The organism is Nocardia brasiliensis ATCC 700358 (assembly GCF_000250675.2).
Taxonomy (GTDB): Bacteria; Actinomycetota; Actinomycetes; order Mycobacteriales; family Mycobacteriaceae; genus Nocardia; species Nocardia brasiliensis_B.
Window position 1 is genome coordinate 3,516,464 of record NC_018681.1, and the last position, 16,199, is coordinate 3,532,662.

Genomic DNA, 16,199 nt, shown 5'->3' on the forward strand with positions numbered 1-16,199 from the left:
CTGTCTTTCCGCGTGGCCGGTCTTGCTATCCCGCACTGATAGTCAGCTCGTCGTCTGGTGCTTGCGCCTGCTCGGTCACCACGGCGCCCGCGCGCAGGGTGAGGCGGTGGTCCGCGCGGGCGGCTTCCGCGGGGTCGTGGGTGGCCTGCAGCACCGTTACCCCGTCGGCGCTGATCTCGCGCAGTATGCGTGAGATCTCTTGCTGGGTAGCCGAATCCAATCCGGCAGCGGGTTCGTCGAGCAGGAGCACCTCGGCTTCCTGCGCGAGCGCACGGGCCAGCAGCACGCGCTGCCGCTGGCCGCCGGAAAGGTCGTCCAGTCTGCGGGCCGCCAGTTCGGTGAGGTCGAGACGGCCGAGGCAGGTGTCGACGAGGTCGCGATCGGCGCGGGTCAACCGCCGCCACGGACCGCGATGCGCCCACCGTCCCATGGCCACCGTCTGGCGCACCGTGATCGGCAGCGTCGGCGGCACGCTGGTGTGCTGCACCACGAACGCGGGCCGGTGCCGGTAGGTGTGCGAGACCGTCCCCGCGGTCGGCGCGAGTACCCCGGCGAGGACCGCGAGCAGGGTCGACTTCCCGGACCCGTTCGGCCCGACGAGGGCGCTGACCTTGCCCCGGGGGATCTCGGCGGTCACGTCATGCAGGACGGCACGGCCGCGGTAGCCCGCGAACAGCCCGGACAGCCGGATCGCGACGGGGTCGGGGGTAGGGGACATCACACCTCACTTGTAATGACAATCATTTTCATTCTACTGTATGTCCCATGGATTGGCTGTTCGCCCCGTTCGAGGTGGCTTTTGTGCAACGGGCGCTCTGGAGCGGCCTGCTCGTCTCGGCTATCTGCGCTTTGGCCGGCACATGGGTCGTCGTGCGCGGCATGGCCTTTCTGGGGGACGCGATGGCGCACGGCATGCTGCCCGGCGTCGCGGTGGCGTCGCTGGTCGGCGGCAACCTGCTGATCGGCGCGGCGATCAGTTGTCTCGCAATGGCTTTGGGCGTCTCGGCGTTGGGCCGTAATCGGCGGCTGTCGGCGGACACCGGGATCGGATTGCTGTTCGTCGGCATGCTCGCGGCGGGCGTGGTCATCGTGTCGCGGTCGCGGTCGTTCGCGGCGGATCTGACCGGCTTCCTGTTCGGCGACGTATTCGCCGTGCGCACAACGGATCTGGTGTATCTCGCGGTGGCGCTGGTGCTCGCGGGTCTGCTCGCCGTGCTCGGTCATCGCGCGTTCGTCGCGTCGACATTCGATGCGCGCACCGCGCACACCCTCGGACTGCGGCCGCGGCTCGCGCACGTGACGTTGGTGGGCTTGGTGACGCTGGCCATCGTGGCGTCGTTCCACATCGTCGGCACCTTGCTGGTGTTCGGGCTGCTCATCGCGCCGCCGGCGGCCGCGACCTACTGGGCCGACCGGATTCCGACGGTGATGGCGCTCGCCGCGGTGCTCGGCGGCCTCGCCACGGTGACGGGACTGCTGATCTCCTGGCATGCGGGCACCGCGGGCGGAGCCACCATCGCCGCGGTGGCGGTGGGACTGTTCTTCCTGTCCGCGCTGGCGGCTTCGATGCGTGATCGGTTGCGTGGCAGAGGCGTTCGTACTGCTGCGGCAACAGTGAGCGCGTTGGCCGTGCTCCCGCTGGCCGGATGCGGAACAGCCACGGAGCCGCCCGCCGCGGTCGAGACGCCGCACGGTTACGTGGCCGGTGCCGAGGAGACGGCCGAGCCGCAGTCGCGGCTGGTGCTCGCCGACCGGGGCACGGGAGCGATCCAGGTCCTGGATCTCACCACCGAGAAAGTGGTGGATGCGGGGAAGGCCGAGGGCGTGCGCGCCATCGCCGGTGACGGGCGCTACGGCTATGTGAGCGCGACGGATTCGACGCGCGTCGTGGACAGCGGCAGTTGGCTGGTCGACCACGGTGACCACGTGCATTACTACCGCGCGCCGATCCGCGACGTCGGCACGATCGACGGGCGGGTGCGCGCCGCGCACAGCGACCCCGCGGTGGCCGCGCTGCAGCTCGACGGCGGCGGGACGCTGGTGCTGGACCGCGCCGCGCTCGATCGAGGCTCGATCGTCGAGCGGGTCCGGATCGCCGACGGCACCGCGCTGCCCTACGCCGAGCACCTGCTGGTCGTCACTGGCAGCGGGGTGCAGGTACGCACGCGCGACAACGCCGCGGTCGGCGCGATCGCCGAGCCGTGCCCGGACCCGCGCGGGCAATCGGTGACCCGCCGCGGCGTCGTATTCGGATGTGCGGACGGTGCTCTCGTCGTGACGCGGCAAGACGGCGAATTCGTCGGCGAGAAGATCCGTTACCCGCAAGACGCCGCCGAGCGGGCCACGGCGTTCACCCATCGTCCGGGTAGCGCGACGCTCACGGCACCCGCCGGGCAGCAGGGCCTCTGGCTGCTCGACGTGCGGAAGCGGCGATGGACACTGGCGCCGATCGGCCCGGTCGTCGCCGTGAACACGGCGGGGGAGGGCGCGGCGATCCTGGCGCTGACCCCCGACGGTGTGCTGCACGGTATCGACGCCGAAACCGGCAGGGAGACAAACCGGGTCGCGTTGCTCGAGCCACTCGCCCCGGACGCCCCCGCCCCGGTGATCCTGGTCGACACCAACCGGGCCTACGTCAACGACGCGGCCCGGCGGCAGGTCTTCGAGATCGCCTACAACGACAATCTGCGCCTGGCCCGCACGTTCGGCGTCGGCCTGGCCCCGACTCACATGGTGGCGACCGGCGAATGAAAACCCTTGTACGCCTTCTCATTGCTTTGACGCTGTCCCTGCCCTTGGTCGCCGCGTGCACCGGGGGCGGCGGTGACCGCACCGGGATCGTGGTCACCACCAACATCCTGGGTGACCTCACCCGAGCCGTCGCCGGAGACGCCGCCGAGGTGACCGTGCTGATGCCGCCGAATGCCGACCCGCACTCGTTCGCGGTCTCGGCGCAGCAGGCCGCGAAACTCGATCGCGCCGCGCTGGTCGTGCACAACGGCCTGGGCCTGGAGGAAGGGGTCGCGCGGCATGTGGCGGCGGCACAGAGCGCCGGTGTCCCGGCGCTGGCCGTCGGCGAGCATATCGACCCGATCAGCTACACCTCCGACGAATCCGCGGGCCGACCCGACCCGCACTTCTGGACCGACCCCAAGCGGGTGCGCGCGGCGGTGTCGGCGATTTCCGCGGCGGTCCTCGCGCACGTCGACGGGGTGGACGCGGCGGCGATCCGGGCGAACACCGATCGCTATCTCGCCGAACTCGACCAGCTCGATCAATGGGTCACCGAACAGTTCGCCGGCATCCCCGCCGAACGCCGCAAGTTGGTCACCAACCATCACGTCTTCGGTTATCTCGCACAGCGTTTCGGCTTCCAGGTGGTCGGCGCGGTGATCCCCTCCGGCACCACCCTCGCCTCGCCGAGTTCCTCGGATCTCAGCGCACTGGCCGGGGCCATCCGCACGGCGGGCGTCGGCGCGATCTTCGCCGACTCCTCCCAGCCGGACAAGCTGGCCCGCGTGCTGGCCGAGCAAGCCGGCGTGCGCGTGCAGGTCATCGCGCTGCACACCGAGTCGTTGACCGAACCCGGCGGCGGCGCCGGCACCTTCCTGGAGATGACCCGCGCCAACACCGCGGCCATCGTACGCGGCCTCACCGCGCCGACAGCCTGACCTTTTTCACGAGAAACACGGAGTAGCAATGCATATATGGTCACGCACCGCCAAGCCGGTCGCCCTGTTCGGAATCGTGGCCGCGCTCGTCGCGGTAAGCGGTTGCGGCACTGATGATTCGAAGGACGCCGCGACGCCCGCGCCGGGTGCCGAACCGATCGCGGTCACCTACGACGGCGGCATCTACGTCCTGGACGCGACATCGCTGGCGAAGACGGGCGAGGCGCGCCTGGAGGGATTCAACCGGCTCAACCCGGCCGGGAACAACCGGCATCTGCTGGTGTCGGTCAAGGACGGATTCCGGGTTTTCGACGCGGTGACCGCCGAGTTCACCGGGACCGAATTCCCCGCCGCCAAGCCGGGACACGTGGTGCGGCACGCTGGTCGCACCGTGCTGTTCGCCGACGGCAGCGGCGAGGTCACCAGCTTCGACCCCGCCGCGCTCGGCGTCGGCAAGCCGGCCACCGAAACGTATCGCGCTGCCGCACCGCATCACGGGGTGGCGGTGGAACTGGCGAACAAGGACCTGGTCGTCACGGTCGGTACCGAGGAAAAGCGGGTCGGCGCCGTGGCATTGGACAAGCAGCGCAAGGAAATCGCCCGCAACGAGGACTGCCCCGGCGTGCACGGTGAGGCGGCCGCCAAGGACGAGGCGGTCGTGATCGGTTGTCAGACAGGCGCTCTCGTGTTCCGCAACGGTGCTTTCACCAAGGTGGCCGCCCCCACCCCGTACGGCCGGATCGGCAATGCCGCGGGCAGCGATCTCTCATCGATCGTGCTCGCCGACTACAAACAGGACAAGGACGCCGAACTGGAGCGGCCGCAACAGGTTTCGCTCATCGACACGGTGTCGGGCACATTGCGGCTGGTCGATCTCGGCACCAGCTACACCTTCCGGTCCCTGGCGCGCGGACCACTCGGCGAGGCGCTGGTTCTGGGTACCGACGGCCGCCTGCACGTCATCGATCCCGTCGCAGGCACCGTCACCCGGTCGATTCCGGTGCTTTCGCCCTGGCAGGAACCGCTGAAGTGGCAGGAGGCGCGTCCCGCCCTGTTCGCCCGCAACGGCATGGCCTACGTGTCGGACCCCGCGACCAAACAGGTCCACCGAGTGGATCTCGCCACCGGTGCGGTGGCGGCCACCGTCACATTGCCCGCCGCCCCGAACGAACTGAGCGGAGTCGTCGGCCACTGACACCGACAGCTCACCGAGTGCGGATACGTCGAGCGGCGTAGGAGAGCAATCGCTTTCGGGGTGACGCGGATCCGGCCGGCGGGCGCGATCGTGGATGCACAGCGAAAGGAAAAGCGATGCATCGACACGAACGCGGCCGTCGGCGGTGGGGACTGGTCGCCCTCGTCCTCGGCACCCTGGTGCTGGCGGGAACGCCTACGGCGGCCGCGGATCCATCCCGGTCCCTCATCGGTTGGCTCGGACGGCACGCGGTCCCGCTCGACCACGTGGATCCCGCCGGGCCCGGAGACGATCTGGGGTACCTGCGCAGGTCGATCGGAGACGCGCAGATAGTGGGGTTGGGGGAGTCGGCACATGGTGCGGCAGAGGAACTCGGGCTTAAGCACCGCACTGTGCGCGTGCTGGTCGAACAGCTCGGATTCCGTTCTCTCGCCTTCGAAGAGCAGTGGACGACGGGACTGCAGGTCAACGAGTACCTTCGCACCGGCCACGGTGATCTGGACGCGATCATGAATCAGCTGGGCGGACAGTGGCAGACGCAGGAGGTCGCGCACCTGCTGCGGTGGTTGCGTGATTTCAATACCGGGCGCGTCGACAAGGTGCAGTTCACCGGGGTCGAGTATTACGCGACGGGTCCGGCGGCCTATGACGGCGTCGAGGCCTACCTTGCCGCCGCCGATCCGGAGCGGCTCGCCGAGTTTCGAGAGCACCTGCGAGCGATCCGGCCGAGCACCACGGACATTTACGACCACATCAGCTGGTATCAGCAGGTGCCGGACAAAGCGCTCTACCTCGAGCACGCTCGTCGCGTGCTCCACCTGGTCGCCGCCGCGCCGCACCGATCGGGGGACGCGGCGCATGAATTGGCTCTTCAGCACGCGCGGCAGATCGTCTCCTTCTACGAGCACTACAGCCTGCCGGCGGCCGACGGCCTGGTGTACCGGGACGCCCGTGCAGCCGAAAACCTCAGGTGGTGGCGTGAATCCACCGGCGACAAAGTCGCCTATTGGGCGGCGAGCGCGCACACGGCGAACGCTCCTGAGCTGCGGATCGCCGCACCTCCCGAGCCGGACTGGCGTTTCGCCGCCACCGGGTCGTATCTGCGCCGGTGGTTCGGCCGACAGTACGTGTCGATCGGTTTCACCTTCGACCACGGTGACGTCAGTCTCGGGGCAGGTAAAACCGCACATCTGCCGCGACCTGCCGCGGACTGGTTCGAACAACCGCTGGGCGAGGTGCCGCTCGACCAGTTCGTGCTGGATCTGCGCCGGACCGCCGCGTCCGCTCCGGTCCGGCGCTGGCTCGAAGGTCCCATCAAGACGCGCGGCCTTGCGCACGCGGGCGCCGGTTCCTTCATCGACGGTGGCAGCCCGATCCAATGGTTCGACCTGATCGTCCATCGCCAGGAAATAACTCCTGCGGTGTCTATCGCGTTGCCGCGCTAGGCGTCTCGGTTCGGTCCGTAGAGCCGGGCGACATCGGGGGAGTCGAGCCACTTGGCGTAGGTGGGGGACTGGGGCCAGCCGTCCGGGGAATCCTGCCATTCCTCCTGGCGGCCCCACGGCAGGATGTCGACCAGCGCGAAGGTATAGCTGAGCTGCTCGGTGCCGCGGCCGTTGGTGTGCCAGGTGCGAAAGACCTTGTCGCCGTCGCGCAGGAAGACGTTCACGCCGAAGCCCCCGCCGGGCGGTGCGTCCACGTCGGCGCCGAACGAGCTCTCCGAGGAGGAGTACCAGTCCATCTGGTTGCCGACCTTGGTCCGGTAGGTCAGCGCTTCTTCGATGGGTCCGTTGGTGACGACGACGAAGCGCGCGTCGTAGTTGTCCAGCAGATCCAGGCGGACGTACTGCGAGGTGAGCCCGGTGCAGCCGCCGCACTGCCACTCCGCGCCGTCGGACCACATGTGGTTGTAGACGATCAGCTGGGACCGTCCGTCGAACACGTCGACCAGCCGGATCGGGCCGTCCGGGCCGATCAGCGTGTAATCCGGGAGTTCGACCATCGGCAGGCGGCGGCGCTGCGCGGCGATGGCGTCGAGTTCACGAGTCGCGGCCTTCTCTCGCGCTCGCAGGTCATCGAGCGCGGCCTGCCAGGTCTGCCGGTCGACGACGGGGGGTAAGGCGGTGGCGGTCTTTTCAGTCATGTTGTTTAGACCGGAGCCGGCTGTGAAATTCATCGCTCTGCAGCAAAGGTGCCGGACGCACCGAGGGCAGCGCACCGGAAGTGGCTGCCCTCGATGCTGGTCGTGGTGGTGCTCAGCGCATAGCGCCACGGCGGCCGGTGACGAGCCCGACCAGGAACAGCAAGATCACCGCGCCGCCGAGGCAGGTGAAGAAGCTGAACCACAGGCCGCCGCCTTCGACGTCGACCCCGAACAGCTTCAGCAGGAAGCCACCGAGCAGGCCGCCGACGATGCCGACCACGATGTTCAGCAGGATGCCCTGCTGTGCATCGGTTTTCATGATTTTGCTGGCGATCCAGCCCGCCAGTCCGCCGATGATGATCCAACCGATGATGCCGAGTCCGAGCATTGCGAACGTCCCTTTCGTGTCCAGCGGCCCGGTGCGCGGGCCCCGTTCGTCGCTGGACATACCCCGCATGGTCGTCGTCAACCACCGATTTTCAGTCGGTCGGCCGGCGGGCCGGTTCGAGGAATTCCGCCAGCGCGGCGGTGTCGTGCAGGTAGGTCTCGTAGGGAAAGTCGGCGTCCAGTTCGGCGGCGTAGGGGTGGCGGGTGGCGTGGACGGTGTCGCGGCCTGCTTCGGTGGTGCTGACCAGGCGTCGTCGTTTGTGCGCGGGGTCGACGTCGACCTGCACCAGCCCGGCTGCTTCCAGCGGGCGCAGCGCCCGGCTGATCGCAGGATCGGACACCGCCAGTGCCTGTGCGAGCCGATGCTGGGTCACCGGTTCGATGTCCTGCAACGCCGTGAGCAGCCGCAGCTGACGGTGGCTCAACCCACAGTCGTCCATGCGCCGTCGGGTCGCTTTATCGACCAGGGAGGCGACGCGGTGCAGCAAGTCCGCGAGTCCGTCGTCCATGATCACGACAGGGTCAGGCCGCGGACCCGGCTGATGATGCGGCCACCGAAGGTGGCGCCGAGCGGCGCGAAAAGCCAAACCACCCATACGTCGGGGGTGAGCCAGGCCAGCGCGGCGGTGACGGCGAAAGTCGCTGCCACAGCGTATGACCCGTCCGCGTTCACGCGGAGATCGTCGGTGGTGATCTGCTCGGCCAGAACGGCCTTGTGGGCCGCGATATCCTTCACCACCGCCTCGCTGGCGAACAGTGCCGCGGCCACGCCCGCGAACAGGCAGACGGCGAGCGGGTTGCCGGACGCGCCGCCGAACACCGCGGTGACGAACGGCAGCAGCGCCGCGAACAGCAGCATCGGCGCGTGCGCGGCCAGCGTGTACCGATCCACGCGTTCCACCTGATAGATCAGCACATGGTGGCGCCGCCACACCGACCACAGCAGGAAGAACGCCACCAGCAGCGCCACGAAGGAAGACCGCTCGTGCCAGAGGAAGTCGGCCAGCGCGGCGGCGTCGGTCACGTCATCGTGCTTCGGCCGCTCCAACTCGATCACCAGCAGGGTGATCGCGATGGCGAGTACGGCGTCGACGAAGGCGCCGATCCGATGCGGCGGCCACCCCGGCTCGGGGACGCCCGCGCCGCTGTGCTTGTCCATGTTCCTGCCCCTTCGATTTCCCGGTCTCCTACGTGCCTGCACGTCAGTCTTGCATGGTTAATATTAACTTCGCAAGACGAAGTTGTGCGACGGGTGCGGGGGTCGCGGCTGTAGACGTGGCACCCCGGTATGTCGATGCGGCGTGTCAATTGGCTCTCCAGGGTGAGGCGTCGCTGGAACGCGGCTTCCTAGCATGAGTGTCCTGTCGGTCGAGGGAGGACGAAATGCGCAGGCCCGCTGAGATTCTCGGCACCGTATGCGCGGTGTCCGCACTGCTGCTGTGTGCGTGCGGAACCGCGGAGCATCCGGTGGCCGACGCGCCGGACTACGCCGGCGTGCAGCCGATCCTGGACCGTGTGACCACCGCGGACGGCGCGCCGGGCGTGCTGCTCGGCGTGCGCGCCGCCCACGGTCGAACGGTGCTGGCCAGCGGTGTCGCGAACCTCGCGACCGCCGCGCCCATGGACGGCACGAGCCGGTTTCGCATCGGCAGCATGACCAAGATGTTCGTCGCCACCGTCGTGCTGCAACTCGTAGGCGAAGGGCGGGTGGCCCTCGACGCGCCGGTCGAGGAGTACCTGCCCGGCGTCGTCCAGGGCAACGGCAACAACGGGCGGGACATCACGGTGCGCCAGCTGCTCCAGCACACCAGTGGGCTGCCCGACTATCTGGACCACATACCCCTGGAGCAGGTTCTGAAAGATCCGCTGCGACATTACGATCCGCTGGAACTGGTGCAGATCGGCTCGGCTCATCCGCCCCTGTTCCCGCCGGGATCGGACTGGGCGTACTCGAACACGAATTACGTGCTGGCGGGGATGATCATCGAGCGGGTCACCGGCCGGGCTCCCCGAGAAGCGGTCGAACAGCGCATCATCGCGCCGCTCGGCCTCGATGACACCACCGTCCCCGGTGACGAGCCCGGCATTCCGGGCACCCATCCGCGCGGTTACGGTCGGCACGGCGGCGCCGATCCCCTCGACCTGACCGAGATGAATCCCTCGATCGCGAGTTCGGCCGGCGGGATGATTTCCAGCGCAGCGGATCTGAACAAGTTTCTCGATGCCCTCGTCAACGGTCAGCTGCTGCCCGCGCCGGAACGTGAAGCGATGATGACGACCCGGCCGCTCGGCAATGCCCACAACGACGCTTACGGCCTGGGCCTGCAAAGCACTCCGTTGCCGTGCGGCGGCCTGTACTGGGGCCACGACGGCGCCATCTTCGGCTCCCAGACCTTCGGCGCCACCACCACCGACGGCCGCAGCGTCACCGTCATGGCCAACCTCTACCCCGGCGAAACCGACGCCCAGGAAGCAGACATCCGCACCGCCCTCGAAACGGCCCTCTGCGCGAGCACCCCCACCAAACCTCAACCCTGACAAGGTGCGTTCGTCTCTTCCGGGTCGCCGCTGAGCGACGTGCCTGCCTCGCGCCGACCAAGCGCCGTTGCCAATGGTGTATTACGGTATTACGGTTGAGTGGTAGGCGAATCTGAGGAGAACCGGTGACCAGCGTTGTGGACCCGCAGGAATACATCGACGACATGGCTCGGGAGCGCGGGTACGTTCTCGACTATCACAAGGTGATGGCCAAGCAGGATTTCGAGGTGCTGAAGGCGGCGAACGGGCTGGTCGGGGCGGCCTATCTGGACCAGCGGGAGCTGGATCGGCAGACGAAGGAACTCATCTTCATCGTCAGTCTCACGGTGATGCGGGCGTCGAAAGGCCATATCCAGAGCCATATCCGGGTCGCGCTCGAGCTGGGCGTCACGCCGCGTGCGATTCTCGAGGCGATCGAGATCAGCTTGCCGGAAGCGGGCATCGTCGCCTTCCAGGCCGGCTTCGACGCCTGGCGTGAGGTGGTCGGAGCGGAGGGGCTGGAGCCGACGGTCGCGGTTTTCCAGGGCGGCACGGGTTCTTAGGAGGATGATCATGGCCGATACCGTGGCCTTCGTCGGTTTGGGCACGATGGGTCAGCCGATGGTGCGCAACCTCGCGCGATCCGTGCCGGTGGCGGTGTACGACTCGAACCCGGATGCGGTCGACGCGGCCGCGGGTGATGACCACGTGACGCCACTGGCCGGTCTGGGCGACGGTGTCGGTGCCGACGTCGTGATTCTTATGCTGCCCGACAGTTCGATCGTAGAGCGGGTACTCGGCGATCCGGGCGACCCGGCGAGTTTCGCGGGGCGTTTGCGTCCGGGCACGCTGGTCATCGATATGGGTTCCTCGGCGCCCAGGGCGACCCGGCAGTTGTCCGCGGGGTTGGCGCAGCGGGCGATCGCGCTGGTCGACGCGCCGGTGTCCGGCGGTCCACGCAAGGCGGCGACGGCCGAGCTGACGATCATGGCCGGTGGCCGAGCGGAGGACTACGAGCGGGCGCTTCCGCTGCTGCGCGCGATGGGCGCCTCGGTGACCCATGTCGGCGCCGTCGGTTCGGCGCACGCCTTGAAGGCGCTCAACAATCTGCTGTCGGCGATCGGACTGGTCGGCGCGCTCGAAGTGCTCACCGTGGGAACCAAATTCGGCCTCGATCCGCGGATCATGCTCGACGTGATCAACCGGTCGACCGGGCGGAATCAGTCGACGGAGGTCAAGATCGGGCCCGAGGTGCTGGACGGGCGCTTCCAGGTGGGGTTCTCCCTTCCGCTGACCGTCAAGGACATCAGTACGGCCCTCGATCTGGCCACCTCGCTGGACCTGTCGCCGGAGGTGTCGCAAGCGTGCGTGCGGTTCTGTCAGGCCGCGCTCGCGGGTCTCGGCGCGGGGAACCCGGACCAATCCGAGATGGCGCGCTATCTCGCGGACCTGACCGGCGTCGACCTGGCAAAGCATCCGGTATTACCGTGATACGTTCAGGGTTCGACGGAGGGAGACCAGGTGACAGGGCAACGGGTGCAGCGGGTCGCCGCACCGCTGCGCGCGCAGGTGCTCGACGCGCTGCGCCAGGATATTTTGGCAGCGGAGGAGTTCAAGCCGGGTGACCGGCTGATCGAGGCGCGATTGTGTGCGCGATACGAGGTCTCGCGGACGGTTGTCCGTGAAGTGTTGCGCCAGTTGGAGTCCGAAGGACTCGTGACCATGCTGCCCAACCGCGGCCCGGTCGTCACCGAGTTGACGGCCTTCGACGCCAAGGCGTTGTACGAGGTGCGCGGAGCGCTGGAAGGTCTGGCCGGGGCGCTGTTCGCCGAGCGGGCCACCCCGGAACAGCGCGAGCGGATGGGGCAGGTCGTCGACGAACTCTCCCGTGCCTACGAGGGGGCCGATCTGGCACGCCGACTGGCGATGAAGGACGAGTTCTACGACGTCCTCATCGCCGGCGCGGTGAACCCCATCATCGATTCGACGTTGCGCGGCATCCACGCTCGCGTGCAGATGCTGCGCGGACTCACCATGCAGACGCCGGGGCGCGGCCCCGAAACCGTCTGCGAGATCACCGCCATCTACGAGGCCGCCGCCCTGCGCGGTGATGCCGTGGCCGCTCGTGCGGCATGTGAGGTCCACGTGCGCAACGCCGCCGCCACCGCGCTGCGCGAATTGGCCGCGCGAAGGCAGCGCGAAGTGCCCGCAGGCTGAGCCTAAAGAGCCGAAAAGACAAGGGGCTCCGGACATCACTGATGTCCGGAGCCTCTTTGTCATGAGAGGGTCGTTATCCGTCGACCACGTCGGCCACCAGCCCGGCAGTGGCTTCGGGTGATTCGACGTGGAAGTGGTGACTGCCCAGATCGACGAGCACGATTTCGATCCGGTCGCCGTAGCGGTCGATGGCTTCCTGGGCGATGATCGAACGCACCGCGAACAGGGTGATCGGCTGTTCGGCGGCGCGCAGGGCCGCGTCCATGTCCCAGGCCAGCAACCCCTCGAGAGCGTGCAGACCCGCCGGTTGCCGCACCGCCGACATCTTGGCGACGTAGCCGTCCTGCACCGCGGGATCGGTGCCGTCCGGCGAGCCGGCCGCCACCATGCCCACCATCGCCGCGGCGAAATCGTCACGGAACGGCTGCATCACGGCGGCGGCCTGCTCGTCGTCCTGCGCGGGAAACAGTGAAAGGTAGTGCAGGGCTTCCAGGGCGATCACGCGCGAGACCGAATTCGGCAGTAGCCGTGCGGTTTCCACCGCCACCGCGCCGCCGAGCGAGTGCCCGGCCACGACGCAGTCGCGCACGGACAGCGCTTCCAGTACGGCGGCGACATCGCGGGCGAACTCTTCGATGGTCCACACGTCGCGGGTGGACCGTGATTCCCCGTGCTCGGCGAGATCGATCGCAAGGACGCGCAGGTGGCCGGGGAGGAATTGGGTGATCGTGTCGAAATCCGAACGGTCACAACCCCATCCGTGGATGAAAGCAATCGTCGGCCCGTCCTGCGGGCCGGTCACCGTGTACCGGATCGTCGTATCGTCGCGACGGTGGATCTCGGCGCGTACGGCAACAGGGTTCGTCATCTCGTTCTTTCGTTCTCGGTGAGTGGATCTACAAGGCACGGTGGTATCGCTGCGGCCAAGCCGCTCGATCGTGCGGACGACTGCGCAGCGCGAAGTACGGATCGCGCAGCAGCGCACGTCCCATCAGCACCGCGTCCGCGCGGCCGGTCGCGATGATCTCGCTCGCCAGCGCCAGCTCGGCGATCTGCCCGACCGGGGCGACCGCGAGTCCGGACGCTTCCCGCAACGCGTGTGCGAAGGCGACGTTGACGCCGTCGTCCGCGGGCGGTCGCGCCTGCAGGTCGCGCACCAGCACACCGGAGGTGACGTCGAGCAGGTCGATGCCCACTGCCGCCAGCTCCTTGGCGAACGTAATCGCTTCGTCGACGGAGATGCCGCCCTCGATCCAGTCGGTGGCGGTGATGCGAACGAAGACGGGCTTGTCCGCGGGGAAGGCGGCCCGGACCTCGCGAGCGACCCGAAGCGGCAGGCGCATCCGGTTCACCAGGCTGCCGCCGTATTCGTCGGTCCGATTGTTCGACAGCGGAGACAGGAATTGGTGCAGGATATAGCCGTGCGAGGCATGGATCTCCACGACCTGATACCCCGCCAGATCGGCCATCCGCGCCGCCTGTGCGAACGCCTCGACCACCTCGTCGATCTCGGCGTGATCGGCTGCGCGCGGCATACTCAGATCGCCGAACGGAATCGCTGACGGCGCGATCAACGCCCAGCCACCCTCGGTCACGCCCACGGGGCCGTTCTGCCCTTCGCCGTCCCAGGGCACGCGGTGCGACCCCTTCCGGCCCGCGGCCAGGAGCTGGATGCCGGGTATCGCGCCGCGTTCGGCGATGAACGAAGTCAGCCGCCGGTGCTCGGCCGCCTGCTCCTCGTTCCAGATGCCGAGGTCCGCGGCGGTGGTGCGATGCAGCGGTCCCACCGCCGCGGACTCGACCATGATCAAACCGACGCCGCCGACGGCCCGTGCGCCGTAATGCACCAGGTGCCAGTCGGTGGGTTTGCCGTCCGCCCCGGCGGCGTACTGGGCCATCGGGGACATCCACAGCCGGTTGGGGATCGTGACTTCCCGAAGTCGCAGCGGGCGTAACTCCACGTCGGATCGCGTTCCGGACACTATCGAACTCACTTCGTGTCGGCCTTCCTTCTCGTCTGCACGGTACTGCATGCCTTGACCAACAGTATGACGGTATTACGATAATCCCGGCTGCGTGTGATGGCCATCACCGCGCAACTCAACTCAACTCAACTCAACCGGCCGAGATCAGCCGGCTTATCTCGGCCGCGGCCGCGGTCACCAGCGGTGCGAAGGTCTTCTCCTGGGTCCGGTTGTAGCGCATCTGCGGCACCGGCAGGGTGAGTCCGGCGATGGGATGGCCGGCCGCGTCCGTGATGGCCGCGCCGATCGAGGCCACGTGCGGGCGATACCACGACGACGAACCATGCAGTGCGTACCCGCGTTTCGCGGTCTCGGCGATCTCCTGCCGGATTTCCGCGGCGGGCGCCACCTCGGCCTCGGCGAATTCCGTCAGCTCGGTCCGGAGCAGATCGTCGATCTCGCCGTCGTCGAGTAACGCCATGATCGCCACGCCCGCCGAGGTCGCGCGCAGTGGCACTCGCGCGCCGATCTCCTGGAATACCCGCACGGGCTGGGTCGTGTCCTCGCGGGCCACGATGACGTACTCGTCGCCGTCGCGCACGCCGAGGAGCACGGTTTCGTCCGTTTCGGCGGCGAGTCGTTTGACGATGGGCGCGGCCACTTTCCGGAGATCCTGTTCGCCGGCGCTGCGCAGTCCGAGGGTCAGGACCTTCGTCGTGACGCCCCAGCGGGCACGGTCGGAGTCCACGATTTTCAGCCAGCCGGCCTGCTGCAGCGTTACCAGGCACCGCTGCACGGAGCTCTTCGGAATCTGCGTCGCGCGGGCGAGTTCCGAGACCCCGACGGGCTGGCGCTGAGCTACTTCTTCGAAGACGCGCAGGGTGCTGAGCACGCTGTTCATCGTCCGGACGCTGCTGCTCGGCACGTCCTGTACGGGGGAGTCGGGGGCGCCCTCGGTGCTGTCCATGGTGGGTGAGCGTACCAAGGGGCGCGCCACCGTTTCGCCTGTCGGCACACTTTACGCGGATCGGCCTTCGGTCTACGATGCGAAACGGCGTACCACATTGAGGAACGGAGCGGCATGAAGCTGACGATTGGGGGGGCGTCGTCCCGGCTCGCGACGGTGTCGCAAGAACTGGACCCGGCCGTCGTCATCGGTGCCGACGGCGTCATGCGGCGAAAGCCGCAGCACCACAACATTTTGGAGGAACTGTGACCGAGCAGCAGCCGTGGGAATGGGATGAGGCGGACTGGCGTGGACACGTCGAGAAGGTGCGGGCCGGGCGCGTGCTGCGCCCGCAATCGTGGCCCGGCGGCGCGAAAGTCGCGGTGACGCTGTCGTTCGACTCCGATCACGAGACGATCCCGCTGCGCGACGGGGAAGTGCTGCCGGGCAAGCTGTCTCAGGGCGAGTACGGTTCCCGTGTCGGCGTGCCCCGAGTCCTGCGGCTGCTCGAGCGGTTCGCCGCACCGTCGACCTTTTTCATGCCCGGTGTTTCGGCGCTGCTGCACGACGGTGAGGCGAAGTCGTATGTGTCCGCCGGACACGAGGTCGCGCTGCACGGCTGGATCCACGAGCGCAACACCCATCTGCCGCCCGGTGTCGAGCGCGAACTCGCGTTCCGGGCCGCGGACACGCTCGAACGGCTCACCGGCGTACGCCCGGTCGGCATCCGCACGCCGTCGTGGGATTTCTCCGCCCACTCGTTGCAGATCATCCGTGACCTGGGCCTGACCTACGACTCGTCGCTGATGGCGGACGACGACTGCTACGAGATCCTCGCCGACGGGGAACCCACCGGTGTGGTGGAACTGCCCGTCGAATGGATTCGCGACGATCTGGCGTACTTCACGATGGACCGCTTCACCGCGCTGCGGCCCTATACGACACCTCGTGGGGTGCTGTCGATCTGGCGCGATGAGTTCGATGTCGCCTACGCGGAGGGCGGCGTCTTCCAGCTCACCATGCACCCGCACTGCATCGGGCACCGGTCCCGCATCGCGGTCCTGGCCGAGTTGCTCGAATACATCACCGCACACGACGGCGTCTGGTTCGCCACCCACGCCCAGGTCGCCGACCACGTTCTGAGCTGAAAGAGCTTGCC

At 68.0% G+C, this 16,199-nt stretch carries 18 protein-coding genes; 10 read left to right on the forward strand and 8 right to left on the reverse strand.

What is annotated here, in order from left to right:
• Positions 1-25 precede the first annotated feature (25 nt).
• A complete protein-coding gene (aztA, locus tag O3I_RS15925; RefSeq protein WP_014983962.1) occupies positions 26-718 on the reverse strand; it encodes a zinc ABC transporter ATP-binding protein AztA in 693 nt (230 codons plus the stop codon).
• 47 nt (positions 719-765) lie between these two features.
• Between aztA and aztB the strand changes: the two genes are divergently transcribed.
• From aztB to O3I_RS15945, 4 genes are all read left to right on the forward strand, one after another.
• On the forward strand, positions 766-2,751 hold the full coding sequence (gene aztB / locus O3I_RS15930; RefSeq protein WP_014983963.1) for a zinc ABC transporter permease AztB: 1,986 nt from the start codon (positions 766-768) through the stop codon (positions 2,749-2,751).
• Positions 2,748-3,671, forward strand: coding sequence for a zinc ABC transporter substrate-binding protein AztC (aztC, locus tag O3I_RS15935; RefSeq protein WP_041562642.1), 924 nt, complete (start codon positions 2,748-2,750; stop codon positions 3,669-3,671). The genes aztB and aztC overlap by 4 nt, the downstream gene beginning before the upstream one ends.
• 28 nt (positions 3,672-3,699) lie before the next feature.
• Positions 3,700-4,866, forward strand: a complete 1,167-nt coding sequence (gene aztD, locus O3I_RS15940) for a zinc metallochaperone AztD (protein ID WP_014983965.1) — start codon at positions 3,700-3,702, stop codon at positions 4,864-4,866.
• Positions 4,867-4,982: 116 nt separating this feature from the next.
• Positions 4,983-6,311, forward strand: a complete 1,329-nt coding sequence (locus O3I_RS15945; RefSeq protein ID WP_014983966.1) for an erythromycin esterase family protein — start codon at positions 4,983-4,985, stop codon at positions 6,309-6,311.
• On the opposite strand, the gene O3I_RS15950 is transcribed toward O3I_RS15945, so the two are convergent.
• The 4 genes from O3I_RS15950 to O3I_RS43810 form a co-directional block, all read right to left on the reverse strand.
• Positions 6,308-7,009 carry a DUF899 domain-containing protein gene (locus tag O3I_RS15950; RefSeq protein WP_014983967.1) on the reverse strand — a complete coding sequence of 234 codons (702 nt, stop codon included), beginning with the start codon at positions 7,007-7,009 and terminating at the stop codon, positions 6,308-6,310. The genes O3I_RS15945 and O3I_RS15950 overlap by 4 nt on opposite strands.
• A 112-nt stretch (positions 7,010-7,121) precedes the next feature.
• On the reverse strand, positions 7,122-7,397 hold the full coding sequence (locus O3I_RS15955; RefSeq protein ID WP_041563875.1) for a GlsB/YeaQ/YmgE family stress response membrane protein: 276 nt from the start codon (positions 7,395-7,397) through the stop codon (positions 7,122-7,124).
• Positions 7,398-7,488: 91 nt separating this feature from the next.
• Positions 7,489-7,905, reverse strand: coding sequence for a MarR family winged helix-turn-helix transcriptional regulator (locus tag O3I_RS15960; protein WP_041562643.1), 417 nt, complete (start codon positions 7,903-7,905; stop codon positions 7,489-7,491).
• A 2-nt stretch (positions 7,906-7,907) separates the two neighbouring features.
• Positions 7,908-8,555, reverse strand: coding sequence for a TMEM175 family protein (locus O3I_RS43810; RefSeq protein WP_014983970.1), 648 nt, complete (start codon positions 8,553-8,555; stop codon positions 7,908-7,910).
• Positions 8,556-8,779: 224 nt separating this feature from the next.
• Between O3I_RS43810 and O3I_RS15970 the strand changes: the two genes are divergently transcribed.
• The 4 genes from O3I_RS15970 (at position 8,780) to O3I_RS15985 (ending at position 12,130) form a co-directional block, all read left to right on the forward strand.
• Positions 8,780-9,934, forward strand: a complete 1,155-nt coding sequence (locus tag O3I_RS15970; protein WP_014983971.1) for a serine hydrolase domain-containing protein — start codon at positions 8,780-8,782, stop codon at positions 9,932-9,934.
• Between the two features lie 125 nt (positions 9,935-10,059).
• The gene (locus tag O3I_RS15975; protein WP_237748306.1) at positions 10,060-10,476 is read left to right on the forward strand and encodes a carboxymuconolactone decarboxylase family protein; all 417 of its coding nucleotides are present in this window, start codon (positions 10,060-10,062) and stop codon (positions 10,474-10,476) included.
• Between the two features lie 10 nt (positions 10,477-10,486).
• Positions 10,487-11,404, forward strand: coding sequence for an NAD(P)-dependent oxidoreductase (locus O3I_RS15980; RefSeq protein WP_014983973.1), 918 nt, complete (start codon positions 10,487-10,489; stop codon positions 11,402-11,404).
• 30 nt (positions 11,405-11,434) lie between these two features.
• Positions 11,435-12,130, forward strand: a complete 696-nt coding sequence (locus O3I_RS15985; RefSeq protein ID WP_063632252.1) for a GntR family transcriptional regulator — start codon at positions 11,435-11,437, stop codon at positions 12,128-12,130.
• 73 nt (positions 12,131-12,203) lie between these two features.
• On the opposite strand, the gene O3I_RS15990 is transcribed toward O3I_RS15985, so the two are convergent.
• From O3I_RS15990 to O3I_RS16000, 3 genes are all read right to left on the reverse strand, one after another.
• Complete coding sequence (locus tag O3I_RS15990) at positions 12,204-12,998, reverse strand: alpha/beta fold hydrolase (protein WP_014983975.1); 795 nt, start codon at positions 12,996-12,998, stop codon at positions 12,204-12,206.
• 28 nt (positions 12,999-13,026) lie between these two features.
• Positions 13,027-14,124 carry an NADH:flavin oxidoreductase/NADH oxidase gene (locus O3I_RS15995; protein WP_237748307.1) on the reverse strand — a complete coding sequence of 366 codons (1,098 nt, stop codon included), beginning with the start codon at positions 14,122-14,124 and terminating at the stop codon, positions 13,027-13,029.
• 121 nt (positions 14,125-14,245) lie between these two features.
• Positions 14,246-15,061: an IclR family transcriptional regulator gene (locus O3I_RS16000; RefSeq protein ID WP_014983977.1), complete on the reverse strand. Its 816-nt coding sequence runs from the start codon at positions 15,059-15,061 to the stop codon at positions 14,246-14,248.
• A 114-nt stretch (positions 15,062-15,175) separates the two neighbouring features.
• Here O3I_RS16000 and O3I_RS46795 point away from each other — a divergent pair, with 114 nt between their 5' ends.
• Both O3I_RS46795 and O3I_RS16005 read left to right on the forward strand, forming a co-directional pair.
• Positions 15,176-15,310, forward strand: a complete 135-nt coding sequence (locus O3I_RS46795; protein WP_272944298.1) for a hypothetical protein — start codon at positions 15,176-15,178, stop codon at positions 15,308-15,310.
• Positions 15,307-16,188: a polysaccharide deacetylase family protein gene (locus O3I_RS16005; protein WP_014983978.1), complete on the forward strand. Its 882-nt coding sequence runs from the start codon at positions 15,307-15,309 to the stop codon at positions 16,186-16,188. The genes O3I_RS46795 and O3I_RS16005 overlap by 4 nt, the downstream gene beginning before the upstream one ends.
• Positions 16,189-16,199: the final 11 nt, after the last annotated feature.